Source organism: Pseudoalteromonas sp. SR43-2 (genome assembly GCF_014163885.1).
In the GTDB taxonomy this organism is placed as follows: domain Bacteria; phylum Pseudomonadota; class Gammaproteobacteria; order Enterobacterales; family Alteromonadaceae; genus Pseudoalteromonas; species Pseudoalteromonas distincta.
Genome location: NZ_JACJED010000016.1, coordinates 83,611 through 108,080 on the forward strand (window position 1 = coordinate 83,611; position 24,470 = coordinate 108,080).

25 protein-coding genes are annotated in these 24,470 nt (G+C 39.1%); 1 reads left to right on the plus strand and 24 read right to left on the minus strand.

From position 1 onward, the window contains the following. Positions 1–70: 70 nt before the first annotated feature. From flhB to H5120_RS14145, 17 genes are all read right to left on the minus strand, one after another. The gene (gene flhB, locus H5120_RS14065; RefSeq protein WP_024596365.1) at positions 71–1,201 is read right to left on the minus strand and encodes a flagellar biosynthesis protein FlhB; all 1,131 of its coding nucleotides are present in this window, start codon (positions 1,199–1,201) and stop codon (positions 71–73) included. A gap of 9 nt (positions 1,202–1,210) precedes the next feature. Continuing rightward, positions 1,211–1,990, minus strand: coding sequence for a flagellar biosynthetic protein FliR (fliR, locus tag H5120_RS14070; RefSeq protein ID WP_024596364.1), 780 nt, complete (start codon positions 1,988–1,990; stop codon positions 1,211–1,213). 2 nt (positions 1,991–1,992) lie between these two features. Next, positions 1,993–2,262, minus strand: coding sequence for a flagellar biosynthesis protein FliQ (gene fliQ / locus H5120_RS14075; RefSeq protein ID WP_002959325.1), 270 nt, complete (start codon positions 2,260–2,262; stop codon positions 1,993–1,995). A gap of 40 nt (positions 2,263–2,302) precedes the next feature. Continuing rightward, positions 2,303–3,043, minus strand: a complete 741-nt coding sequence (gene fliP, locus H5120_RS14080) for a flagellar type III secretion system pore protein FliP (RefSeq protein ID WP_182672308.1) — start codon at positions 3,041–3,043, stop codon at positions 2,303–2,305. Between the two features lie 4 nt (positions 3,044–3,047). Further along, complete coding sequence (gene fliO, locus H5120_RS14085; RefSeq protein WP_182675103.1) at positions 3,048–3,431, minus strand: flagellar biosynthetic protein FliO; 384 nt, start codon at positions 3,429–3,431, stop codon at positions 3,048–3,050. Next, on the minus strand, positions 3,428–3,826 hold the full coding sequence (fliN, locus tag H5120_RS14090) for a flagellar motor switch protein FliN (protein ID WP_002959332.1): 399 nt from the start codon (positions 3,824–3,826) through the stop codon (positions 3,428–3,430). The genes fliO and fliN overlap by 4 nt, the downstream gene beginning before the upstream one ends. 20 nt (positions 3,827–3,846) lie before the next feature. Beyond that, positions 3,847–4,938, minus strand: coding sequence for a flagellar motor switch protein FliM (fliM, locus tag H5120_RS14095; protein ID WP_002959334.1), 1,092 nt, complete (start codon positions 4,936–4,938; stop codon positions 3,847–3,849). Positions 4,939–4,947: 9 nt separating this feature from the next. Then, positions 4,948–5,478: a flagellar basal body-associated protein FliL gene (gene fliL, locus H5120_RS14100; protein ID WP_182675139.1), complete on the minus strand. Its 531-nt coding sequence runs from the start codon at positions 5,476–5,478 to the stop codon at positions 4,948–4,950. A 57-nt stretch (positions 5,479–5,535) separates the two neighbouring features. Then, complete coding sequence (locus tag H5120_RS14105) at positions 5,536–7,545, minus strand: flagellar hook-length control protein FliK (RefSeq protein ID WP_182675105.1); 2,010 nt, start codon at positions 7,543–7,545, stop codon at positions 5,536–5,538. 89 nt (positions 7,546–7,634) lie between these two features. Next, positions 7,635–8,081: a flagellar export protein FliJ gene (gene fliJ / locus H5120_RS14110; protein WP_182675107.1), complete on the minus strand. Its 447-nt coding sequence runs from the start codon at positions 8,079–8,081 to the stop codon at positions 7,635–7,637. Then, complete coding sequence (gene fliI / locus H5120_RS14115) at positions 8,081–9,415, minus strand: flagellar protein export ATPase FliI (protein ID WP_002959338.1); 1,335 nt, start codon at positions 9,413–9,415, stop codon at positions 8,081–8,083. The genes fliJ and fliI overlap by 1 nt, the downstream gene beginning before the upstream one ends. An 18-nt stretch (positions 9,416–9,433) precedes the next feature. Then, the gene (fliH, locus tag H5120_RS14120) at positions 9,434–10,240 is read right to left on the minus strand and encodes a flagellar assembly protein FliH (RefSeq protein WP_182675109.1); all 807 of its coding nucleotides are present in this window, start codon (positions 10,238–10,240) and stop codon (positions 9,434–9,436) included. 3 nt (positions 10,241–10,243) lie between these two features. Further along, positions 10,244–11,284, minus strand: coding sequence for a flagellar motor switch protein FliG (fliG, locus tag H5120_RS14125; RefSeq protein WP_007581881.1), 1,041 nt, complete (start codon positions 11,282–11,284; stop codon positions 10,244–10,246). Then, entirely contained in the window at positions 11,277–12,992 is a 1,716-nt protein-coding gene (gene fliF, locus H5120_RS14130) for a flagellar basal-body MS-ring/collar protein FliF (protein WP_039484629.1), read from the minus strand. The genes fliG and fliF overlap by 8 nt, the downstream gene beginning before the upstream one ends. A gap of 20 nt (positions 12,993–13,012) precedes the next feature. Further along, positions 13,013–13,345 (minus strand): flagellar hook-basal body complex protein FliE, encoded by a 333-nt coding sequence (fliE, locus tag H5120_RS14135; protein WP_039484631.1) that lies wholly within the window; start codon positions 13,343–13,345, stop codon positions 13,013–13,015. A 156-nt stretch (positions 13,346–13,501) separates the two neighbouring features. Then, positions 13,502–14,968 (minus strand): sigma-54 dependent transcriptional regulator, encoded by a 1,467-nt coding sequence (locus tag H5120_RS14140; protein WP_182675111.1) that lies wholly within the window; start codon positions 14,966–14,968, stop codon positions 13,502–13,504. Then, positions 14,965–16,077: a PAS domain-containing sensor histidine kinase gene (locus tag H5120_RS14145; RefSeq protein ID WP_008168789.1), complete on the minus strand. Its 1,113-nt coding sequence runs from the start codon at positions 16,075–16,077 to the stop codon at positions 14,965–14,967. Before H5120_RS14145 ends, H5120_RS14140 begins: the two co-directional genes overlap by 4 nt. Before the next feature lie 132 nt (positions 16,078–16,209). Between H5120_RS14145 and H5120_RS14150 the strand changes: the two genes are divergently transcribed. Then, positions 16,210–16,803 carry a DNA-3-methyladenine glycosylase I gene (locus tag H5120_RS14150; RefSeq protein WP_182675113.1) on the plus strand — a complete coding sequence of 198 codons (594 nt, stop codon included), beginning with the start codon at positions 16,210–16,212 and terminating at the stop codon, positions 16,801–16,803. A 288-nt stretch (positions 16,804–17,091) separates the two neighbouring features. Here the strand turns inward: H5120_RS14150 and H5120_RS14155 are convergent, their stop codons facing one another. The 7 genes from H5120_RS14155 to H5120_RS14185 all read right to left on the minus strand — a co-directional run bounded on the left by H5120_RS14155 (position 17,092) and on the right by H5120_RS14185 (position 24,404). After that, positions 17,092–18,528: a sigma-54-dependent Fis family transcriptional regulator gene (locus H5120_RS14155; RefSeq protein ID WP_182675115.1), complete on the minus strand. Its 1,437-nt coding sequence runs from the start codon at positions 18,526–18,528 to the stop codon at positions 17,092–17,094. Between the two features lie 351 nt (positions 18,529–18,879). Next, complete coding sequence (locus H5120_RS14160; RefSeq protein ID WP_182675117.1) at positions 18,880–20,946, minus strand: 6-hydroxymethylpterin diphosphokinase MptE-like protein; 2,067 nt, start codon at positions 20,944–20,946, stop codon at positions 18,880–18,882. After that, on the minus strand, positions 20,939–21,289 hold the full coding sequence (locus tag H5120_RS14165; RefSeq protein ID WP_182675119.1) for a hypothetical protein: 351 nt from the start codon (positions 21,287–21,289) through the stop codon (positions 20,939–20,941). Before H5120_RS14165 ends, H5120_RS14160 begins: the two co-directional genes overlap by 8 nt. Next, complete coding sequence (gene fliS, locus H5120_RS14170) at positions 21,290–21,709, minus strand: flagellar export chaperone FliS (RefSeq protein WP_182675120.1); 420 nt, start codon at positions 21,707–21,709, stop codon at positions 21,290–21,292. Between the two features lie 10 nt (positions 21,710–21,719). Beyond that, positions 21,720–23,111 (minus strand): flagellar filament capping protein FliD, encoded by a 1,392-nt coding sequence (fliD, locus tag H5120_RS14175; protein ID WP_182675122.1) that lies wholly within the window; start codon positions 23,109–23,111, stop codon positions 21,720–21,722. A 10-nt stretch (positions 23,112–23,121) separates the two neighbouring features. Continuing rightward, positions 23,122–23,514, minus strand: coding sequence for a flagellar protein FlaG (locus H5120_RS14180; RefSeq protein WP_182675124.1), 393 nt, complete (start codon positions 23,512–23,514; stop codon positions 23,122–23,124). Between the two features lie 74 nt (positions 23,515–23,588). Next, a complete protein-coding gene (locus tag H5120_RS14185; RefSeq protein WP_182675126.1) occupies positions 23,589–24,404 on the minus strand; it encodes a flagellin in 816 nt (271 codons plus the stop codon). Between the last annotated feature and the right edge of the window lie 66 nt (positions 24,405–24,470).

Sequence of the window (24,470 nt, forward strand, 5' to 3'; positions counted from 1 at the left end):
TTCTACAATTTCAAAAAATTGACACTACGTAGAATTTGCAATAACTATTCCAAGTTACTCAGTTAACGGTTTAATACTTGTAGGCATCGGGGATTGGCAGCTTTTTATTGAGCTTAGTTGGACGTTTACCGCGCCCTTTATTAAAGCGCTTAAGCTGAAATACATACGCTAAAACTTGCGCTACTGCGGTAAATAGCTGATCGGGTATTTGCTCCCCTACTTCAGCCGTATGATAAAGCGCTCGGGTCAACATGGGGGATTCTAATATAGGTACTTCATTCCCTATTGCTACTTTTCGAATTTGCATCGCCATTTCATCAATGCCTTTAGCAAGCACTATAGGCGCACCTGCGCGCTCCGTGTCGTATTTTAATGCTACAGAGTAGTGAGTTGGGTTGGTAACAATAACATCAGCGTCAGGAACATCTTGCATCATGCGGTTTTGCGACATTTGCCTTTGTGTTTGCCTAATGCGCGCTTTTATTTGTGGGTCACCTTCAGAGTTTTTATACTCATCTTTAATTTCTTGCATTGTCATTTTAAGTTGTTTGTTATGGTTGTAACTTTGAAATGGTGCATCAATGGCGGCAATAACAATTAAAGTGCACGAAAGACCTAAAAACATCCACCCTAAAATCTCTAAGGCATGAATAATATTACCCGGCGCACTTTCTAAACTTAAATGCAGTATTTCATCAAAATAAGTATTAATTAAAAACACTGCAAAACTTGCAACTAAACCAAATTTTAAAAGTGACTTTACAAGCTCAATAGCCGCTTGTGGGCCAAACATCCGCTTAAAGCCCTTCATTGGCGACATTTTACTTGCTTTAGGTGCAGCAGCTTCCCAGCTAAAGTTAAAACCACCGAGTAACGTATTACCAATAAATGCTGCCAAAACGATAATTAATACAAACATAGCCATAGGAAACATTAACGCGTCTGCAACCTCTCCCCACACGGCAAACATTTTAGTGGTATCAAAGGCTTCGTTGCGGTTTAAGCTAAGGGTTCGGCCCATTACATTGTATAAACCTTTACCAATTTCTGGCCCATACATCAAAAGCGATATAGCCGAAAAAATAAGTACAAACATGGTACCTAACTCTTTTGAGCGTGCTATTTGGCCTTTCTTTTTAGATTCTTCAAGCTTTTTGGATGTGGGTTCTTCTGTTTTTTCTTGTCCTGAGTCTTCAGACATGACTTTCTCCTAAGGTGAGCAACCAACTAAAGTACACATTAGCTCAACCATTTTTAACCATTGAAACTCAAACTGAGTAACAAAGTTACCTAGTGTCGCCCAAATAATAATAAGTCCCGCTACCAAGGTAAACGGAAAACCAATAGAGAAAATATTTAATTGCGGCGCTGCACGCGTCATAATCCCAAACGACATATTAATAACGAGCATTGCGGTAAGCGGTGCAAGTGAGAGTACCAGTGCTGTAGTAAACATCCAGCCGCCCCAAGTCACTATGTCCCAGTAATGATCTACAGACCACCATGTGCCATCAATGGGTAGCACTTGAAAGCTATGTACCACCATTTGAATCATCATTAAATGACCGTTAAAAGCAAAAAATAGCAAGGTGGCCAAAATAAGGAAAAACTGGCCAACCGCTGGGACGCTTGCGCCATTAGAGGGGTCAATAACCGAAGCAAAACCTAAACCGGTTTGCATCGCAAGTATTTGCCCTGCTAACACAAAAGTATTTAATAAAAGTATAGATGCAAAACCAATAGCAACACCAATCAGCATTTGTTGAATAACGACTAAAATCATCTCAAACGAAAATAAATTAGTGAATGTAGCGGGCGGCAGAACAGGAACAACAAGAAAAGTTACAACAACTGATAACCCCATTTTTATACGCGTAGGGACATTTTTAGCACCTAAACCAGCCATAATCATAATCATTGAGCTAATGCGTACCAGGGGCAGCAAAAAATCGCTCAACCATTGAATAACAACTGCAAAGGGGTATTCCACGTTTAACCTGCAATTTCAGGAATAAGTAATACTAGGCGAGTAAAAAAATCCATCAGTTCTTGAGTAAGCCAGTGCCCACCTACAATTAGCGCACTAATGGTAATTAATAAACGAGGTAAAAAGCTCAACGTTTGTTCATTGATTGATGTTGCCGCCTGAAATACAGCAACCACTAAACCAATAATTAGGCCTGGGACTACAATTGCAGACACCAATTTAATAACTAAAAACAGCGCGTCACTTAGAATATCAACAAAAATTTCCGGTTCCATGTTGTACTCCTATCGTTGGGTCATGTTAATGCTTTGCATACTAAGTCCCTAAACCAAAGCTTTTAGCTAGAGTCCCCATCACTAAGCTCCAACCATCAACAAGTACAAACAGCATAATTTTAAACGGTAAGGACACTATCATGGGAGAAAGCATCATCATACCCATCGCCATTAAGACCGAAGCGACCACTAAATCAACAATTAAAAATGGGATAAAAAACATAAACCCAATTATAAATGCCGTTTGCAGTTCGCTGGTTACAAAGGCCGGTATTAACACTATTAATGGCGTATCTTGTGGCGAATTTAACTGATCGTAACCAGCAATTTTAGCAAACGTTTCTAAATCTTTTAAACGCACCTGTGAAAGCATAAATGCTTTCATTGGCTCTTTAGCAAGCTCTAAAGCCTCTACTGATGTAACCTGCTCATTTAAGTAAGGCTCTATAGCTCGCTCGTTTACCTGCTGATAAATAGGCGCCATTATAAAAATACTTAAAAAAAGTGACATACCTAATAACACTTGGTTTGACGGTGTTTGCTGTAAGCCAATTGCTTGGCGCAAAATGGCGAGTACAACAATAATTCGTGTAAAAGAGGTCATCATAATTATGGCGGCCGGTATAAAACTCAGCGCCGTCATAATTGCTAAAACTTGTAACGTTACTGAGTAATCTTGTGTGCCATCAGCGTTTGTTGTAATGGTAAGGGCATCAATTCCTTCTGCACTTACATTTGGTACAAACACTATGGCAAAAATAATAAGCAGCCACTTTGTCATAGGTTTAATTCTTTTTATTTTGGTTTGATTGCGGGTTTAAAAGTTTACCAAATCGTTTAGCGAGTTCAGGCAGTTCTTTTTCACTTAATGGGGTTTCTAACTTGTGTAAATAATTAATACTGTGGGGAGTTACACCAAGTAAATGCTGAGCTTTATCTATCTCAACAACCATTAAACGCTCGCGAGAACCTAAAGGTAGACTTCTAACTACTTTAAACTCATCACTATTTGCTAAATTAGGGTTAAGCTTTTTAACAAAAAATGCCAGTACAATAATCAGCACTAGCACCATTACAAGCGACAGCACCATAGAGAGTATGTCCCCAGTTGGTGTTGCCACATCTGCTTTTGAAAAAACGGTAGTCGTTAAAGCAACTAATAAGCTCATCGTAATTTTTTGATCCGCTCTACTTGGCTTATCACGTCAGTTAAGCGAATACCAAATTTGTCGTTTACTACAACTACTTCACCATGAGCGATTAAAGTACCATTAACTAGCACGTCTAGCGGCTCACCCGCAACACGGTCAAGCTCAACAACAGAGCCTTGATTAAGTTGCAGTAAGTTACGAATGTTGATTTTAGAGCGCCCTACTTCCATTGAAATAGTAACGGGAATATCTAAAATAGTGTCGAGTTTTCGTTTTTCATCACCACTCATTTCGTGTTTTGAATCACTTAACTCATCAAGCTCTGCAACATGTGCTTCGCCACTATCATCTGGACCTTCGGCTTCTGCTAATGCTGCTGCCCATTCATCCATTGTGTCTTGATCATCGCTCATACTTTTAACCTTTTAATCAATTACCAGTCTAAGTCTACACCGTCAGAGAGGTGTAAATCATCTTCTAGTTCTGCTAATTCTGCATCTGAGTCAATTTTCTTGCCGCCTTTGGTAAATACATGCAGCTCAGATTTAACTGAATCAGGTCGTTTAATTTTTTCACTAATTTGAAGCGCAACATTATCGCGAGAGCGACCCATCTTGGCTCTAAATGTAGGGAGTTCCTCAACAAATACGGTTATATGCTCAGGCATTTCAACCGGAATAATATCACCTGCTTTTAATTCCATAATTTGCTTTAAGGTCAAATCAACTTCAAGTAACTGAGTCGACATATCAACCTCAACATCCATTATTTCATCGCGAAGTGCTTTGCTCCAACGTAAGTCGGTATCCTCTGTATCAGATTGAACACCCGCATCTAAAAGCTCTCGGATTGGCTCAAGCATCGAATACGGAAGTGCAATATGAAAATCGCCGCCACCGCCATCAAGCTCAATATGAAAAGAGCTAATAACCACAACTTCTGTTGGACTTACAATATTCGCCATAGCTGGGTTTACTTCTGAATCGAGATATTCAAACGATACATCCATAACCGGTGCCCATGCTTCTTTATAATCTTCAAAGATTATTTTAAGGAGCATTTGTACAATCCGGCGCTCTGTTGGGGTAAATTCTCGGCCCTCTATTTTTGCATGATAACGCCCGTCACCACCAAAAAAGTTATCTACCAAAATAAACACAAGTCGTGCTTCCATGGTAATCAGGCCAGTGCCTTTTAAAGGCCTAAAACGGACCATATTTAAACTGGTTGGGACAAATAAAGTATGAATATACTCGCCAAACTTAATCATTTGCACGCCGTTAATAGACACCTCTGCGGTGCGACGCATCATATTAAATAGGCTAATTCGCATATGACGAGCAAAGCGTTCGTTAACAATTTCCAGCGTCGGCATACGACCACGTACGATCCGATCTTGCGAAGAAAAATCGTACTGAAGCGTACTTCCCCCGCCATCTTCACCTTCGTGTATATCTTCCTCTTCAACGTCATCAACGCCATGTAATAGCGCATCAATTTCGTCTTGGGATAATAAATCGCTCACGCTAACCCCTTATTGCATCACAAAGCCGGTAAACAATACCCGCTCAATTACTTTGCTGCCTTCAACATCATTTAAAGCCGCTTGGACTTTTTCAAGTGCAGAAAAACGAAGTGTTTCTTTACCAGAGCTCGTACTTAATTCATCAGCTGTTGTAGTAGAAAACACACTCAATAGCGTCCCTTCTATTAGTGGAATATGTTTTTTGGCTGTTTCCTCGTTTACTTCACCACGCACTAATAACTGCACTTTAATTTGTACAATTCTATCGCGACTTGAACCTGGCACATTAAATACAAATGGGCGTGGCATAGCCACATATAAAGCACTACCAATTTCAGCTGAATCAGTAGGCTCAGCTGAAGCTGCATCTGTTGATATTGCAGTCTCTTCATCTAAGCTTTCAACTGGCGCATCCGAACCTGACATAAAAAAGTAACCCGCTGCACCACCTACAATAACTAGTACAGCTAATATGATTATTATTAGTTTCTTTTTACTTTTACCGGTTTCTTCGATTTCTAAACTTGCTTCTTCAGCCATCATGATTCCTTTAATCGCAAAGGTACTTGCTTGTTTTAACTATTATAATAGCAGTACTTAGGCATAGTAATCTATTGATGATGAAGTTTGTTGTCGAGAACTTTGTGCAGTGTTATTTGCTTGCTCGTCGTTTTCATCATTAACTGACTTATTATTAGCCAAATTACCTTGGGCTCCACTCTCACTTTGCTCAGCTGTTTCACCACCAGATTGCCCATAAGAAATTGTGCTTTCGCCAAGCTCTAGCCCTTGTTGCGCTAACATTTCACGTAAGCGCGGCATTGATTGCTCAAGTGCTTCTTTGGCTTGCTGGTTTTGTACAACAAAATTTATATGTGCTTGTTCTGCATCGCTACGAATACGTATTTGCATGCTACCCATTTCTGGAGGATCGAGGCGAATTTCTGCTTCTTTATTATTAATGCTCAACATTGAGCTAACGCGCTCTTGCAGTAATTTAGCTGCATCACTTTTAACAATATTAATTGCCTGCATTACACCTGGATCAATACTTACTTGCTTAACTTGTGATGTACTTTGTAATTGTTGAGTTTGTATTATTTGGGTATCAAGTAAGCTCTGCTCGTAACTTAATGAGTCGTATTGGCTTAATGTGCTCGTTTGCTGAGTATTTAAAGCGGCTGTAATTTGCGTAAATACTTGTGCTACGCGTGCAGGCGTTTGTTCTGCCGTTGTTTTTCTAAGCCCATCTTTTTGTAACTCTTCAAGTGATTTTAATAAATCATCACGTTTAGCTGAGGTTGCTACAGCTTTATTAATATCCGCGCCTTCGTTTGTAGATGCCTTTAAGCTTAACTTTTGTGGATCATATACTGCATTAGGAGTCTCTGAGGCCACAAACATTTTTGAGTCTGATTTAGCGGTATCAGCAAGCCCTATTTCAATAGAAGCTTTTAACTCATTAATTGTTTGCTTAAGCACTGACAACTGCTCGCCTTTAGGCTGCTCTGTTTTAATATATGCGTTTAATTGCGTTAATAAACTTTGTTTTTCAGTTGTATTAAGTGAATTTATCTCTGCGCTAAAAGAGTGTTTTGTTGCCGTGCTTTGTGCTTTTTCGTTATCAGTAATAAATTGTGCAAGCATTTGCTTAATATTTGAAGTGTTACTTGTTGAATCAGTATTTTCTAATACCTTAACTTGCGCGTTAAGTTGTGAGCGCTGCTCAGGCGTTAAACTAGCAATAACGCTATTAGCTTTAATTAAGCTCGCATCTTTAGTCATTAACGTATTTATTGCTGCATTATTATCACCTTCAGTTGTGGCTAAAGGAGACTGAGTAACGCTCGCTTTGTCGGCGGGTGTTGGCAAAACTGTATTATTTTTATCAGCAGACTTATTTTGTCCTAGCTGCTCTTTAGAACTCATTAATGCAAATTCAGGTTTTTCTAATGTAGAGCCAGGGCTGTCATCGGGCTTTTTATTTATAGAACTTAATGGCCCTTCAATAGCTTCAGCAACACCACTTTTCCGATGCTTGCCTTCATTTAATGGTAAAGAGTTCAAAGGTAGTGAGCTTAAGTTATCGCTTTTTGAATCAATTAATTTAGCCGTTTTAGAGTCTACATTAGTGGCAATTGGATTTTGTAATACACTCGCTGTATTCGCTTTTTCAGTCGATACTTCATCACTTGTATTAGCAGATAAAATTACTGAGGTGGTTTCTAACTCTGCATCTTCTAATTCTATACTTTTAGTTGCATCGAACGGCTTATTAATCGAGGTGCTCATTGCTTGTGCTGAATTAATTTGATCAAGCATCTCTACAGATACAAAAGTAACTTCTTCTGTTGTTATTTCATCTAGCTTTACGCTCAGATTTTCATTTTCTTCTGGCTGTTTATGCTCAGGTATGGCAATCGAGTTTTCGGCATCGGGATTTTTATTGCCTTTAAGCAATGGCCCCATAGAGTTATGCGCTTCGTTTAGCTGACTTAAAAATTCTTCGCCTAAATTTTCTTCGCCATTAGCTAAGCTATTGTCTTTAAAAGCTAACAGTGAATCTTTTTCAGAAGAAACTAAAAACGAAATGTTATTCATCGCCATAAATCACCTAATACCATTACGGCAATATGCCACCGCATACCGCCAAAAGTTAAATACCACTAAGTAACAAAGCAATTAGTGTGCCTGAATTACAAAGTTTTCCGACGTTGAAAAAACTGATTAGCTGAAAACTCATCTAACATTTTCTGCTCGTTTTTAGCCATTAACGCATTTGCTTTGAGTTTTTGATTCTCGATTAATTTGGCAACTGCTTTAGCTTTAATTTGCTGCTTAAGCCATAGCGTTTTACGTTGAGTAACAACTTGCTTAGCGGTATTTACTGTACTTGCTTGTTGGCGAATTGCCTCTTCAATTTTAGCTATAAAAGCATGGTACTGGCCAAATCCTGCACTAGATAAACCCGACTTACCTTTTAGGTGTAACTGCTGAGAGTATTCAAGTCTAAAGTTATTTAAACCTTGCAGCTTTTGTTGATTTGCTTGCAAATTTTGATTGGCTTGTAAGTAACTCATGCGCAAATTTTCTTCTTTATCATTTTCAATTTTGAGCAATAAATCGAGTTTATTTTTAGCCATTATGCTTGTCCTAGTAACTGAGCAAGACCTTGCAGACCATCATCGTAACTAATGACATCTCGCATACCTTGTTGTAAAAATGCATTTACTCTTGGCATCATATTTATGGCTTGGTCGAGCATTTGATCGGTCCCTTTTTGATAAGCACCTAAAGTAATCATATCTTTGTTTTGTTGATACATTGAATAAACTTGCTTAAGTACACGTGCTTGTTGCATGTGTGGTTCAGAAACGACTTGAGGCATAACACGCGAAATCGATTTTTCTATATCTATAGCGGGATAGTGCCCGCTGTCGGCTAAATCACGCGATAATACAATGTGGCCATCTAAAATAGCTCGCGCTGCATCAGCAATAGGGTCTTGCATATCATCACCTTCACTCAACACCGTAAAAAAGGCGGTAATTGAACCTTGCCCTTCACCGCCATTACCAGCACGTTCCACCAGCGCAGGTAATTTAGCAAACACCGAAGGCGGATAACCCTTTGTAGCAGGCGGCTCGCCTACAGCAAGTGCAATTTCACGTTGCGCCATTGCATAACGCGTTACCGAATCGAGTAACAATAATACGTTTAAACCCTGATCTCTAAAATACTCTGCAATAGTTACGGCGCTCTCACAGCCTTTTAAACGCATAAGCGGTGATGAATCAGCGGGCGCTGCGACAACAACTGAACGTTTGCGCCCCTCTACACCGAGTATTTCTTCAATAAATTCTTTTACTTCGCGACCACGCTCCCCCACTAAGCCAACAACAATTACATCGGCTTCGCTACCTCGGGTCATCATACCGAGAAGTACTGATTTACCCACACCAGAGCCTGCAAACAAGCCCATGCGCTGGCCTTGCCCTACTGTAATAACCGAGTTAATAGCACGCACACCTACATCCATAGGCTTAGTGATTGGTCTTCTTGAAAGCGGGTTTATAGTATTTTGTGCAAATTTTAAATGATGCTCAGCATTAATTTTACCAAGGCCATCTAGCGGTCGCCCTAAGCCATCCACCACGCGCCCTAGTAAACTCATCCCTACAGGTAAACCTAAGTTATTAACTTGAGGAATTACACGCGCACCAGGAAGTACACCAGAGATATGATCATTAGGCATTAAGTACAAAGTTTGATCGTTAAAACCGACTATTTCGGCGTCTACAAAGCCGTTCATAGTTTCTATTTTACATTGGCTACCAACGGGGGCACGTAAACCTCTAGCCTCAAGGGTAAGGCCAACAACACGCGTTAAAATACCTGCCACAGCAGGCGCTGGGGTTTTAATATGTTGTTGATATTGAGATAAGCGTTCGCTTAAAGGTGCACGTTGAGTTGACATAACACGCCAATAAAATAGTTAGATACCACTATTATGCAAAAAACTATCCAACGTTTCTTTGACACGTGTTTTAAGGGTCATATCGAGTGATGATTGCGCTGTTTTAACTTCACAGCCACCGCGCTCAAGAGTGGGCTCTGCCATTAATTGCCAGTTATTATCAATAATAGTTTGTTCGCCGTAACTCTCTTTTATGAGCTCTAAATCTTCGGGGTTTAAATGAATTCGTACTTTTTCTTGCTCGGCATTAAGAGAATCTATACTTTGCTTTAACGTATGTAAAATCACATCAGGCGATGTTTTTACTTCTTGATAAATAACAGCTTCCGCTAACATACTAGCAAGTTGTACTAATTGCTTTTCAGCTTGTTCATCTACTTTATCTAGCGGTGCAGTAAGTCCCTCTAAAATAGTTTTTAAACTTGTTAACTGCTCTTCAATTAATGGTTTTACGTCATCAAGGCCTTTTGTTTTACCTTGCTCTAAGCCATCTTTGTAGCCTGCCTCTTTGCCTTCGCCAACGCCTTTTTCAAAACCGTCTATGTAGCCTTGCTCATGACCTTGCTTGAGGCCTTCTTCGTAGGCGTCTTGCCTAATGCGTTCAAGCTCAACCATAGTAAGCGCAGGCAATTCTGGTTCTTGTGGCTCATCAATTGGCATTTCTTCAGCTAATTCTTTTTTATACAGATCACTAAGCGGTGTGCCGTAAGCTGTAGAGCGATTGCCAAAGCTGCTCTCATCTGGTGCTACATCTGGAATAGCCCAGTTTTTTAATAATTCATCTGCTTCATCAGCCCGAAGTGTGCGCCCTTTGAGTTTGCTCATGGCTTACAAGAACTCCTCGCCACCGCCGCCGCCCAGCTGAATTTCACCTGAGTCAGATAAACGACGCGCTGTTGATAAAATCTCTTTTTGCGCCGCTTCTACTTCACTTATACGAACAGGTGCCATAGCTTCTAAATCATCAGCAAGCATTTCGGCTGCACGCTTAGACATATTGCCCAGTATTTTATCTTTAAGGGCATCGTCGGTGCCTTTAATTGCTTTCATTAATACGTCTTGTTGTACTTCTCGCAGGATTGCTTGAATACCACGGTCTTCAACATCCATTAAGTTTTCAAACACAAACATTAAGTCTTGAATTTGCTGCGACATCTCTTCGTCATGCTCACGAATAGAGTCCATCAACTGCCCTTCTACATTGGTATCTAGGTAGTTCATAATATCTGCAGCTGCTTTTAAGCCACCCATTTTAGCTGCTTGTGCACCTGCTTGGCCGGCAAATTGTTTTTCCATAATTTCGTTTAGCTCTTGCAGTGCTGCTGGCTGAACTTCTTCAAGGTTTGCAATACGCATTGTTAAATCTAAACGCACTTTTTCAGGGAACTGAGCAATAATCTCAGCTGACTGTTCTGGCTCTAAATACGACAATACAATGGTTTGAATTTGCGGATGCTCATTACGAATAATGTTTGCTACCTGCTTAGAGTCCATCCATTTTAATGAATCCAAGCCTTTAGCACCTGAGCCCATAACAATTTGGTCAATAAGGCTAGCGGCTTTGTCTTCACCAAGTGCTGCTGTAAGCGCTTTTTTAATAAAGTCTTCTGACTGAAAACCAATGGTACTAAAGCTTTGAATTTGTTCTATAAACAAGTTGTGTACAGCGCTAATTTTAGCTTGAGATAAATCCTGTAGCCCAGCCATCGCCATACCCACTTTTTGCACCTGTTTAGGTTCTAAGTGTTTAAGGATTTGCGCGGCATCTTCTTCTGATAAACTCAAAAGTAATATAGCAGCTTTATCTACCCCATCTAGCTTATCAACATCAAAGGCTGGCGGGAGTTGTTTTTGTTCTTGATCAGTCATCTTCTGTTAACCACGCTTTCACTACTTGTGATGATAGTTCTGGTTCGTTAGCTACAAGGGCACGAATTGCTTTGAGTAAATCTTCGTCGCCATGTAAATCCGGTAACTGCAGTGTACCATCACTTGAGAAACCAACCGAAGCAGAATCAAAGTCTTTATTTAGCATATCAAGTGTATTGTCGCCAATATCTACGCCTGAACTTAATGCATCTTCGTCGTATTCTTCTAGTGTATCGTCTGGGTAAATTAAGCGCTTAAGCATTGGTTTTACTACTGCCATTATCAATACAATGATAACTAAGGCGCCTAGTACAAGGCGGGCTATTTTCATAAACCAGTCTTGTTCCCACAGTGGCACTTCTATTGCTAAATTTGTTGCTTCACGTACAAACGGTACTGTTACTACTTCAAGTGCATCACCACGTTGCATATCAAAACCTACACCACCTTGTAATAAGCGACGAATATTTGACAATGCCTCTACCGAGCGCGGGGCCATAGTTGTTTCGCCGTTTTCTCCCACTTTAGGGACGTAGTCAACAGCAACTGACACACTTATTCTGCGTATTACACCACTTTGCTGGCGCTTGTGAGAAATAGTTGTATCGAGTTCATAATTACGTGTTGCTTCTTTGTGGCTACGTGTTGGTGACGTAGCAGTACCTGCGCCACCTTGCCCCGCAACCTCAGGAATGTTTGAGTTTAGCGGTGGTTGATTTGTAAGCGCACCAGGAATACCAACAGCTAAACCACCAATGTTGTTTTCTTCAAATGTGGTTTCGCTTCTAACCGCTGGTAGGTCTGGGTTATAACGCTTTTGAGTTTCCTCAACTGAGCTAAAGTCCATGCTCAAATCAACTTGAGCTGTATAGTTTGCAAGCCCAACAACCGGTATTAAAATACTGTCTATTTTTTCAAGATACTCTTGTTCGCGCTTGCGTTCTAAATCGTATTCTTTACGAGAGCGTGCTGCTAATGAGCTTTGCGAACCTGAATTTAATAAGCGACCATTTTGGTCAGTAACCGTAACACGTGCAGGCTCTAGGCCTTGTACTGCTGAAGCAATCATATCAACAACAGAGTCTACTTCTTCACGGTCAAGTGAGCGGCCACGCTTAAGTGTTAATACAACAGTAGCAGATGGTTTTTTCTCTCTGCGGGCAAATACGTTTTCTTTAGGGATGGCTAACAATACTTTGGCGCGAGTAATGTTATTTAGCTCTTCAATGGTGCGTGCTAATTGCTGTTCACGACCATGCTTTAAGCGTTCACGCTCCAAGCGCTGGCTTACACCAAAGCCCATATCTTGCATAATTATGTCAGAGCCAGATGCAGGGCCTTGCTCTAACCCCTCGCGGGTCATTAGCAGTTTAATGTTTTGGTATTCGCTTTCATCAACCGATACAACATTGCCATCAAGTTGATATTCAATTTTTTGCGCATCTAAAAAGTCTAATGTTTGAATAAGCTCTTCTGTTTGCATTTTGCCTAACGGGCGCATATCTGGCTGACGAGCCCAAATAATAATAAAAATCGCGATAGCTAAACAAATAGCCAATGCTATAACCAATGTTACTTGGCGCAATACATCAACACCATTTAAAGCACTTAAGTAGCCTGACTTTTGTTCTTGTTGATCATCACCACCACTTTGGTCAATACCGCCACCAGCAAGTGCTAGGTCTGTAGATTGGTTAGATTGCGCCACAATAATTCTCCACTACCTAATTAAACAGGCATGTTCATGATTTCTTTATAAGCTTCAACAAGTTTATTACGAACCTGTACTGTAGCCTCAAAAGCAACTGATGATTTTTGAGAAGCAATCATCGCCTCAGCAAGAGATACACTTCGATCCCCCATCTCAACTGCTGTTACTTTTTGCGCGGCGTCTTGTTGTAATCCGTGCACTGAATTTATTGCATCACTTAGCATGTCGCCAAATTGTGCTGTAGAAGTAGACTGCACCTGAGTTGGCAGTTTATTAGTTTGATTATTACGGCCGGCTTCTAAAGCCATTGATTGCATTTCTTGAAATACAGCACTGTTTTGAATTTTCATAATTTATCTCTGACACGCAGTGAACTCTTATAAGTAATAAAGCACAAAGCATGCCAAATAATTAATTATTAAAATACAATGAGTTAACTTTAATTTGTGTGAGTCAGAGTTTTGACAACCCTAAGCTCGCAGCGCAAACTTAGGGTTTATAGGAGGTTATGCAGGAAGTGAAATACCTAAATCGCGCATTTGCGCTAGTTTATAACGTAAAGTTCGTGGGCTTATGCCCAACGTTTCGGCAACGTCTTTACGCTTACCTTGGCAACGTGCAAGGGTTTCTAAAATAATGCGATGCTCTTTGTCTTTAAGCTCATCTTTATAGCTACCGGTATCTGCCGCTAATAAACCTTGTTTAGGCTCATCCTCAGCATGCGATTTTTCATCATAATATGCAGAGCTTAACGTGCTTTTATCAACACCTTTGTCTGCGTGAGCTAATTCTGTTGGCGATACGGTTTGCGCAGGGGCCAATGAAGGCTCCATAACAAAGTTATTAGATACTAAGTTTTCGATAAAAATAGCATGCTCGTTTATTGTATTACCCGTGCGCAGTATAAGCGCACGCTGTATAACATTATCAAGCTCGCGCACATTACCAGGCCACGCGTGAGCCAGTAACTTTTGCTCAGCAGCTTTATCTAAATATGCCATGGGCTCTTTGCTTTTACTTATATGGCGCTCAATTAAATGCTTAGCCAATACAATAATATCGCCAGGGCGTTGGCACAATGGTCGCCACATAAGTGGAAAAACATTAAGCCTGTAATATAAATCTTCTCTAAACTGATTATCTACCACGGCTTCTTTTAAATCACGATTACTGGTTGCCAAAATACGTACATCGAGCTGGATTGTTTTACGACCCCCTAAACGCTCTACTTCACGCTCTTGCAGTACGCGTAAAAGTTTAGCTTGTAGCCCTAAGTCCATCTCAGTAATTTCATCAAGTAAAATAGTACCGCCTTGTGCTTGCTCAAACTTACCCGGACATGCTTGAATCGCCCCCGTAAAAGCCCCTTTTTCGTAACCAAATAACGTGGCTTCGAGCATATTTTCAGGAATAGCCGCGCAGTTAATCGCTACAAATGGCTCATTACATCGGCTCGACTTATCATGAATATAACGCGCAAGTACTTCCTTACCTGAACCACTTGGGCCAAGTACCATTACACTTGCATCAGAGCGTGCTACTTTACTTGCAAGCTCCAATAATTGAATACTAGTTGGATCAGCAACAACGGGGCCGTCGGTTTCTTTTGCTTTTTCAGGCAAATAACGGCTCACCATATTTAACAGCACTTCAGGTGCAAATGGTTTTGCCATGTAGTCAATTGCACCTAGGCGCATGGCCTCTACCGCATCGTCAATTGTGGCATACGCCGTCATCATCAATACAGGTAAATCAGGGTGGTTTAATTTAATACTGCGTAGTAAATCAAGTCCACTCATTGCGCCCATTTGCACGTCGCTTACAACAAGCGAAAATTGATCTTTTTTAAGCAGTAACATTGCTTGCTCAGCACTGCTCGCTGCAACACATTCAATACCCGACATTTCAAGGGTATCTATTAAGGCTTCACGAAGCCCTGCGTCATCTTCGACAACTAAAATAGTGTTACTCATAATGACCCCTCTAATTTAGATGTTGCCTTAATAGGCAGTAACAAGCTAAAGCAGGCACCACCATGCGTATTATTAGTCACATCAACACGGCCTTGGTGCGCACTAGCCACCGAACTCACTACAGCAAGCCCTAAACCTGTGCCCTGACTTTTTGTAGTAAAAAATGGTTCAAAAATTTTATCGCTTTGGCTTAAATCAACACCTGGGCCATTGTCGCTCACACTAATACGAACCATATCTAAATCTTTTAAATCTCTTTGTGCGCTAATTTTTACTTTTGCGCCGCCGCCAATAACTTGAATACTATTGTGCACTAGATTTTGAATAGCACTGGCCAATGCCGTTTTATTACCAACTATTTGTATATCTGGCTCTGGTAAGCTTACATCCAGTTCACTTTCATTAAGTGCGACCATCGCATCGGCACCTGCTTTAACTTCGGTTAAAAGCTGCTGCATTGAAACTTGCTCAACAACTTGCTGATCGCCACTTTTAGCAAATAACAGCATGTCGTTTACTTGAGTTTCTAAATCTTTTAAACGCGACATTAACTTTGTTTGAAAATTATCACGAGATGCTTCGGGTAAGCGCTTTGATCCTAAATTAGCTGCGTAAAGCATAGCGGCTGAAAGCGGCGTACGTACTTGATGCGCTAATGATGCAACCATTTTACCCAGCGCGCTTAATCGCTGCATATGTGCAACACGTTTTTGTAAGCGGCGAGTTTCGGTTAAATCCGTCATTAAAATAAGTTGCCCAGGCTCTGGTGCTAAAGCAGTAATATCAAGCTTTATTAGGCGTCCGTCTTTTAAAGACACTTCATGGCCATCATCTTGATGTGGCCTAAAAGAGCGCTGAATAACATTAAACCAGCGTTCGCCTTCAAGTGGCTCGCCAAGCATATCAATCGCTATTTGATTCGCTTTTGCAATCAACCCTTTGCCATCAAGTACAACCACACCTGCTGGCATGGTATCAACCAAGTGCGAAAGCCAACTTGCTTGCTTACGCAGATCGCTTAATTCACCAATGTACTCCTCTTGAAGTAAACATGGGTTATACTGATTTGCAGAAAAAAACTGTGGTTTTAGCACGCTAGCAAGGGCCATAATCAAATCTCGAATTGATGTAGATATATGTCCAAATGCACGATTTATACCAAAATTTATTTACATACTTATCATTAAGTTACATCAATAATTTGAGCGACATAAAAATGACGCACACAAAAAGGAATAATAATGAGTGAGCAAATAAAGTGCCGTTGCCCGTGGCTCGACACCACTAAACCCGACTACGTTATTTACCATGATGAAGAATGGGGCGTCCCTCTTTATGATGATATAAAGCTGTTTGAATTTATCACTCTTGAATCAGCGCAAGCCGGCTTAAGCTGGTACACAATTTTAAAAAAGCGTAGCGGTTACAAAAAAGCATTTGCTAATTTTGATGTAGATAAAGTGGCACAATTCACACAAGATGACGTTGAGAGACTAATGCTTGATGAAGGGATTGTGCGCAATCGCTTAAAAATTGCGGCAACTGTTAACAACGCAAAGTGCTTTATAGAAATACAAAAAGAATTTGGAAGTTTTAGTAACTACCAATGGCAGTTTGTCGATAATAAACCGATTATAAGTAATTTAAATAACGCTGAGGACTACCCAGCAATTACAGAGGCATCAACTGCATTTGCTAAAGATTTAAAAAAACGGGGTTTTAAGTTTTTAGGCCCTACAACGGTTTACGCTCATATGCAGGCCTGCGGTATGGTTAACGATCATAGTAATGATTGTTTTAGAAAAGAAGTAATTATTAAGGCTTCTAGTGAGTAAGTGATTAGTTCACAAAGAGGTTAAGAGACGCTGCGCTTTAGAGAAGTAAAGCGTAAGTTGACTATGGTTTCTCATTTACCTTCGTTTTTCTCTTTGTGAAATAACGTTTTATTTAAATGATTAAAAGCTACGCTTTTCATGCGAGCAAGCTCAGCGTATACCGCCAAGGTTTAAGTTTGTGTTTATCTTGTAGACGCCAAGCTTGCTTGCGTGACGGGCAAAGCCCGTAAAGTGATTGCTCACAAATGAATAATAAATAACGAAAAGTATTTCACCATTTTAGTACTTCTAATCTCGTGAAAGATTATACTTTTTCATTTTCTCAACGAGTGTGGTTCTGCGAACCCCTAATATCTCTGCAGCGCGAGCTACAACATAATCATAGCGCTCTAACGCTTGGGTAATTAAGCTAATTTCGAGCTCGGCTAAATAATCTTTAAGCTCAATACCATCATCAGGTAATAGCCCACTACCCGTTTGGCTAAACTCAGCGTCTGGCTCACTTTCGTAATCACTAAAGCCTGTACTAAATATGTCGTTAAAGGCGTCTTTTTCCATTAACTCTTCAGGGTATTCTGGCTCGTAGGCTTCAACTTCAATGTAACGATATTTGTTAGGTAAATCAGGAATATCGACCACTTTGTCAGGGAACATAATAACCATACGCTCCACCAAATTAGCAAGCTCACGAATATTACCAGGCCAAGCATGTTCTTTTAAGCTCTCAACTGCGCGCTCGGTAAACTTAGCGGTAGAACCTGTTTGGTCGTTAACACGGCGCATTAACTCTTTTAAAAGCAGCGGAATATCATCAGCACGTTCACTCAGCGATGGATTTTCGATAGGAAATACATTTAAGCGGTAATATAAATCTTCCCTAAAACTCCCCTCTTCAATCATTGTTTCAAGATTACGATGCGTGGCCGCAATAACGCGTACATCAGCCTGAATAGCCTTTGTGCCACCAACACGTTCGTAGCTGCGTTCTTGCAATACTCGCAGCAACTTAACTTGCATTTGCAGTGGCATATCGCCTATTTCATCTAAAAATAGCGTCCCGCCTTGAGCTAGTTCAAAGCGCCCTTTACGAGCCGATATAGCACCAGTAAACGCGCCTTTTTCGTGGCCAAATAGTTCACTTTCGAGCAGCTCTGCCGGAATAGCACCACAGTTTACAGGTACAAACGGTCCATTAATGCGCTTTGAAAGCAGGTGTACATTACGGGCAACCACTTCTTTACCAGTGCCTGATTCGCCTAAAATTAAAACATTAGCATCGGTTTTTGCCACTTGTTCAATTAAAAAGCGAACATCTTTTACGGCCTCTGTTTCACCAACAAGTCCGTCAAAAGTTTTATGTGGTTTAGAATGCTTATGCTCATTTGGCAACATGCGCTGATACTGCTGGCAATCGTGAAGTAACTGCGTTGTCACTTCGTGATTAAATGGCTCGCAAATAAGCCCCACCACATTAGCTATACTTAATAGTGGTTTTAGCGTTTCGCCAATTAATAAAAACGGTAATGTTGGATAGCGTTTAATTAAGCTTTCGTGGTCAAGTGATTGCAACGCTCCTAAAATAATCATGCATTCTTGCTGCTGATATTTTTTGCATTCTTGTTCAAAGCAGTCTTCGCTTAATAGTTGAGCAGCCTCACCAATAAAGCCAAGTGAAGCATTTAATCCTATTGCGCGGTTGTTATTATTATCTAAAATCAAGATCATATTTAGCGAGCCGTACTTTCACTAATTTGTATAATTAGTTAAATTGTAAGCCAGTTCAGCATGGATGCAAGTGATAGCGGCAGTTTTTTGACATAAACGCCAAAAAACAGACGCTTTTCGATTAATATATTAATTATCTATAGGTAAAGATTACTTCACCTACCAAAGTAAATTACAAATGGTAGACACTAGGTTAAATACACTTTAGTTTTTTAATTAAATACAGAGTTCAAAAAATTTGCATAGCCTGAGTTTAAATTTTTTATTTAAACCACTAACTAAGAATCACACTTTGGGTACAGGCCCCAAAAACTGTAACCAACTTTACAGAACTAAACTCTTAAAGTGGCGCTAACTAAATCTAGCAGTATAATTTTCTTTTATAGCTTCAAGATAATTGCAAACTATTTGCGCACTAGTGTAATAGTTATTTATTGCTAACTGTTCATCCTGGTCGCTATACAAAGAATTTATTAACATTGAGTGAGTGTGTAAAAGTGTACCGCGTAACAACTCATCAAAGTAGCTGATAGTGGTATTATGAAAGCTTGTAAGTCTATGAAGCTGCTCATCAAGTGTATCTAATACCGCTTTAATAGAGGTCGGTCGACTAGACAGTTGCTCAATGTATAAATCACATAGATCTATAAACAAAGTTACATCGTTTTGAAGTGCAATAAAGGCATCATCAGTGTAATTTTCTGAACTCTTGATATTTTGAACAATATGCGCAACAAGTGTTCTTTTATTCTCTATTGGACTACTAATCAAAGAGCTTGCCCGTGTAGCCACAGTACCTTCAATGTATGCACCATCACTGCAGTTTCTCACCTGTAAATGTTTATTTTGCGCTAAAGTTCTTTCGAGTACTGAGTGAGAATACTTAAAAATTTCATCTGTTTCAACGAAAATATCTGATTCAAAATTGCTTTTTAATTTGTGCTTTGCTTTGTGCGTATACAAACCTGAATCTTGTTCCCCATCATAATAAACACTATTTTTAGAATGGTGCTGTTCGGATTTGTAACCCATATCAACACCAAATAGAGTAATATCGGTAAAACCTATTTTTTCACAAAAAGCCAACGCACAATTACTTACTGTTGGATTACAATTTACGAGTAAAGCCGGTTTTTCTTGAGGCCCTAGACCTTGTACAAAGACTTTACTACTCGCTTCCCCCCACTTCACGCCTTGCACTTTATCTTCAAACATGGCAAATACAGAAGGTAAAACAGTGTTTAAAGCTAAAAGGGTAATACCACTAAAAAACTCTTTATCGTAAAAAGAAGCTAATACATCATGTGTTACTTGGCAGCGCTCCATCTCACAATGTAAGTCTGGTTTTAATCCATATTGATGCAAAGCACTGAGTGCTGTGCCACAGCTTATAATAATTGCGTTATCTTGATGCTCTATAAGCCATTTTATATCTGCATCTAGCGATGGCCCATTTGCAATCAAATATACAGGGATATTCTTTAACTCATCTAAACCTTCAGCTTTAAGAAAAGGCACATTAAAATTTCTGGAAAAATTATCTATACTTAGTATTGAATCATCGTAGAACCCGAATCCTAATACATTACCAACAAATTGTTGCGATAGCTGTTTTGCAACACGATCAAGGTAATTGTCATGGTAGTGTTTATATAAAAAACTGTACCCTGAAAAAAAGCGGCCAAATCGTTGAAATACTGACTCTACCTCTTTTGTAATACCCAGTTCAGTATCAAACTCACCGACGCTAAAATGCAATTCAGTGTTATTCACATTAAGCTGCTCAAAAATGTGCGACCAATCAGTTAAGAATAAGCTTAAATAAAGAAGATCAATATGAGGCTCATAAATATAGAGCTTTTTCACTATATGGTCACTTAAAATAGAGTGAATATGATAACCGCAACCTATTCCCATTAGCATTAAAGTTGGCAAAACCTTAGGTAGTCGATTACTTTTCTTTTGCTCGTTCTGCTGTTTTAGATTAATAGCAAGCTCATTTAAAAAATGACTATGAATAAATCCATCACTGATTTTTTCGCGGACAGAAAACTTATTAGTTAGAACAACTGGGTTATCTTGAAAGCTTAAATACTGTACATATGAATCTTGATAAATATCATGTTTATATAGGTTTATGTTTTCTTTAGTGTCATAAACATTAACTTTTCCATCTTCCATATGCAACTCAAAGCGGGAGAGCTGATAATTTAAAAAAGTATTGTAAATATCAGGATAAATAGCCTCAAAAGCTAACATATTAGATTGAAACATTTTTTCTAAATCAAAATCAGGCCTTATAAAATCTTTTAATTTAGCCTCATATTTTTTTCTATTTTCAATCTGTGTCTGTAAGAATAATTGATAGCGCTCAAGTTCATCTAACTTTTCATTTATAGCCAATGTTAGGTCATTCATAATTACTCGCTTCCTTAACTATTGAGTAAGCTTTTAGCTGTTTTTTCTTTTTTTGCATTGAGATAAGTAACATATGCAGCCTTACTTTTTCATCACCTAACAAGTCATAATTCTTTTGAGTTTCTGCTTGGTATTGCGTCATAAACTTACTGACAAACGCCTTACTTTCTGGTTCCAGACTACTGGATAGCTCAAGTAATTCGGCTAACAAGTTGTTTTTCTTTTCAATAATCTCAGCTAAACCGCTATAGTCTTCAGCCTTTGTCTTAGAGCGCTCATCTTTAAGTAAGTTTTCTAGGCACTCACTAAGCTGCATCGCCTTATGATTGAGAGACTTATCCACTTACGAACCACTTTGCTCTAAAAGTGCAAAACCTTTTTGTTTGTCTTCCTCTGTAATACCATCCCAAGCTTCTTTTATAGGCGAAAAAAGCTCCTTTATCTCATCTAAAATATCTATCGAATTTTGTGTATTCGCTTCTGATAATCTAATAACTAAATAATCATAAAGAGCATTTAAATTATCAGCTATATCACCACCTTGCTTTAAATTTAATCCTCCCTTTAATCCACCTATAATACCAATTGCTTTTTTTATACTATTATTTCTAGACTCGATATCTGAACGCTGAATAAAAACTTTAGCCTGATATACTTGAGTTAAAAACTCTCTCATCAAAATTTGAATAACTTGATGAGGATTGGCTTCTGAAAGAGAAAGTTCTTTTTGAGCTTTTTTATAGGTGTTTACACGTAAGTTCATATTATTCCTATTAATTATCACTTGATACACTTGTTAATATACTTGCTATGTAAGAGCTAGAAGTTTGGTATTGTGCAATTATGCTATCTAAAGACGCATACTGGCTTCGTAGTGATGCTTCAAGGTTTACAAGTCTTTCACTCAACGTTTCTCTGTCTGTTTCAACTTTTTCTAAAGAAACATTAAGACTTTCTTCTCTTTTTAATAAAGATCCACCACTACCGGTGTAAAGTTCAATTAAGCTATCGACCTTATTTACTAGACCATCGTCACTGCTAAAAAAGCTTTGTAATGAGCTATACCTATCAGAGATCGTACTATTTAGTAACTCTTCACCACTTTGTAATGTGCCAATACCTAATGTTGATATTTCCATCTCACCTTCACGGTTAAAGTTAATACCTATTTCTAATAATGACTGTATCTCTGTAGTACCACCTAGATCATTAGTAAACATTCTTTGCAATTGTTGTTCCACAGTTCTAACGGTACTGTCTGATGCCAAAGACCCAGATGAAGCATTTGATACTGTATCTAACTGTCCTTTAAGAACATTATAAGCATCAACAAACTCTTGCAAACCCTCTTTTACAACTCCTTCATCTACAGAAACACTAAACTCTTGGGGTTGAGTAGTTACTGATTTAAGAGTTATGGTAGTACCTTGTATTTTATCACTTAATTGATTAGTGGAGCTACTTACAGTCTGGTCGTTAATTAATGCCTTCGCATCCTGTGATTGTTGTTGAATAATCATGCCGGAGCTACCACTAGGAGAGCTCGTTGCTATAGCAGCAAGTGAGTCATCATCTGATGTAACTGTAAGTGTATTACCGTCACCTGAAATGGAAGAGCTAAATGTTAAAACTGCGCCAGAGTCACTATTTACTATATTCGCACTAACACCAAAGTTTTCACTTTCTTTATTTATTTTATTTCTTATATCTTCGAGGGTATCTGCGCTTTCTATATTTACTGTAAATTCAGATCCACCAGCATTAAACGTTAAGTTGCCAGTGCCAATAGTGCTATTGGAAGCACCTAATGCTAAAGATTGTAATTTAGAGCCCTTTGCTAATTGCAACACTTCGACAGAAAAGTCTCCAGATTGCATAGAACTGCCTACTTCTACTTCAAATGCTTGCTCTGACTCCTCTAAACCATTATCAAATGATACAAGCCTAGAATTGTACGTTTCATCATCACCAAGTTTAGCAAGTGCATCATTAAATGTATCGAGGGCCGCTTTAAAAGTTCCAACACCTGATAGCTCTGTTGTGTAATTTATTTCACGAGCGTTGAGTTGATTTGTCTTAACTGCGCTTTCAGCTTGAATAGTTACTTCAATTATAGACTCAAGATCTAAACCTGAACCTACCCCTGCAGATGTAATACTAGCCATAATTTAGCCCCTAAATTTCTTGGTCAAAAAGTAAACCTAGCGAAGTTCCAAAAATTTCTTCCTGTAATTTGTCTATTTTGCTTGCTAGCTCCAGCACTTCTTCACTTGGTATTTGACGTATAATTTCATTCGTCTCAGAGTCTGTCACTACAACAAATGATTTTTTAGATTCTTCATGAATGTTAAACTCAAACTGTTTAGATTGAAGTTGAGATAGTGATTCTATTTTTAAAACTGACTCATGCAAACTTTGTACCGAGACAAGTTCACCAGAACTAACTTGAACCTCTTGCTCTACTTTTTCATCACTGGCATTTAAAGTGAGTTGCCGCCCTTCACTTAAAACAGGAGTTAAATTTATATTTAAGTTCTGTTTGTTTAAATCAGCGCTATTTGACTCCATTTAATTTCTCCCAAAAAAAAAGCTTTGTCTACCAGAGTCTCCAGTATACAAAGCTTTTCTTGAATAAGCTTTTTTTATAAAAGAGACAAAGCAATCTGTGGCTGTTGGTTAGCTTGCGCTAACATAGAGCTTGATGCCTGCTGTAAAACTTGGTTTCGAGCAAGACTGGCACTTTCCGCGGCAAAATCAGCATCCATAATACGAGAGCGTGACGCAGAAACATTCTCAGATACATTAGACAAATTACGAATTGTAGAACTGAAACGATTCTGTTTCGCACCCAAGTCTGCACGTATATCGTTTACTGTTTTCAAAGACGCATCTAAAGCAGTGATTGCTTCTTGAGCTTGCGAAGCTGTACTAATTACAAGTGAAGTAGTTTCTAAGCCCGCAGCATCCATATCAGTACTAATTTTTATTTCAATTACTTGATCAGCATCAGCTCCAACTTGGAAATCAGCAGTGAACGTACCGTTTAATACATTTACACCACCAAACGTTGTAGTATCTGCAACTCGAGTAATCTCTTCATTTAATTGAGTAAACTCTTTTTGAAGAGCTGCTCTATCATCAGCGCTATTAGAGCCGTTAGCTGATTGAATTGATAAAACACGCATACGTTGTAGCATATTTGTTGTTTCTTCCAATGCCCCCTCAGCAGTCTGAGCTATTGAAATACCATCATTTGCATTACGCGCCGCTTGGTCTAACCCTTTCATTTGAGACTCTAAGCGAGAACCTATTTGTAAACCAGCTGCATCATCAGCTGAGCTGTTCACACGTAAACCAGAAGATAGACGTTGGAATGACGTAGATAATTCGTTTGTAGAGTTTGATAAGTTACGTTGTGAGTTTAATGACATTACATTTGTATTTACGCTTAAAGCCATGATAGCCTCCTAATAATTTAACTAGATGGGAATCAAGCCTAACGTTAAACGTATTTTGCTCTGTGA

What these genes read in the sequence shown, in the direction of transcription:
- H5120_RS14155 (WP_182675115.1), bottom strand. Translation starts at nt 18,528, where the DNA reads ATGATCTTGATTTTAGATAATAATAACAACCGCGCAATAGGATTAAAT.
- fliN (WP_002959332.1), bottom strand. Translation starts at nt 3,826, where the DNA reads ATGAGCGATGATCAAGACACAATGGATGAATGGGCAGCAGCATTAGCA.
- H5120_RS14150 (WP_182675113.1), top strand. Translation starts at nt 16,210, where the DNA reads ATGAGTGAGCAAATAAAGTGCCGTTGCCCGTGGCTCGACACCACTAAA.
- fliI (WP_002959338.1), bottom strand. Translation starts at nt 9,415, where the DNA reads ATGTCAACTCAACGTGCACCTTTAAGCGAACGCTTATCTCAATATCAA.
- fliP (WP_182672308.1), bottom strand. Translation starts at nt 3,043, where the DNA reads ATGACAAAGTGGCTGCTTATTATTTTTGCCATAGTGTTTGTACCAAAT.
- fliO (WP_182675103.1), bottom strand. Translation starts at nt 3,431, where the DNA reads ATGAGCTTATTAGTTGCTTTAACGACTACCGTTTTTTCAAAAGCAGAT.
- H5120_RS14185 (WP_182675126.1), bottom strand. Translation starts at nt 24,404, where the DNA reads ATGGCTTTAAGCGTAAATACAAATGTAATGTCATTAAACTCACAACGT.
- H5120_RS14180 (WP_182675124.1), bottom strand. Translation starts at nt 23,514, where the DNA reads ATGGAGTCAAATAGCGCTGATTTAAACAAACAGAACTTAAATATAAAT.
- flhB (WP_024596365.1), bottom strand. Translation starts at nt 1,201, where the DNA reads ATGTCTGAAGACTCAGGACAAGAAAAAACAGAAGAACCCACATCCAAA.
- H5120_RS14145 (WP_008168789.1), bottom strand. Translation starts at nt 16,077, where the DNA reads ATGGCCCTTGCTAGCGTGCTAAAACCACAGTTTTTTTCTGCAAATCAG.
- H5120_RS14105 (WP_182675105.1), bottom strand. Translation starts at nt 7,545, where the DNA reads ATGGCGATGAATAACATTTCGTTTTTAGTTTCTTCTGAAAAAGATTCA.
- fliJ (WP_182675107.1), bottom strand. Translation starts at nt 8,081, where the DNA reads ATGGCTAAAAATAAACTCGATTTATTGCTCAAAATTGAAAATGATAAA.
- fliE (WP_039484631.1), bottom strand. Translation starts at nt 13,345, where the DNA reads ATGAAAATTCAAAACAGTGCTGTATTTCAAGAAATGCAATCAATGGCT.
- fliD (WP_182675122.1), bottom strand. Translation starts at nt 23,111, where the DNA reads ATGGCTAGTATTACATCTGCAGGGGTAGGTTCAGGTTTAGATCTTGAG.
- fliH (WP_182675109.1), bottom strand. Translation starts at nt 10,240, where the DNA reads ATGAGCAAACTCAAAGGGCGCACACTTCGGGCTGATGAAGCAGATGAA.
- fliL (WP_182675139.1), bottom strand. Translation starts at nt 5,478, where the DNA reads ATGGCTGAAGAAGCAAGTTTAGAAATCGAAGAAACCGGTAAAAGTAAA.
- fliG (WP_007581881.1), bottom strand. Translation starts at nt 11,284, where the DNA reads ATGACTGATCAAGAACAAAAACAACTCCCGCCAGCCTTTGATGTTGAT.
- fliQ (WP_002959325.1), bottom strand. Translation starts at nt 2,262, where the DNA reads ATGGAACCGGAAATTTTTGTTGATATTCTAAGTGACGCGCTGTTTTTA.
- fliS (WP_182675120.1), bottom strand. Translation starts at nt 21,709, where the DNA reads ATGAACTTACGTGTAAACACCTATAAAAAAGCTCAAAAAGAACTTTCT.
- H5120_RS14160 (WP_182675117.1), bottom strand. Translation starts at nt 20,946, where the DNA reads ATGAATGACCTAACATTGGCTATAAATGAAAAGTTAGATGAACTTGAG.
- H5120_RS14140 (WP_182675111.1), bottom strand. Translation starts at nt 14,968, where the DNA reads ATGAGTAACACTATTTTAGTTGTCGAAGATGACGCAGGGCTTCGTGAA.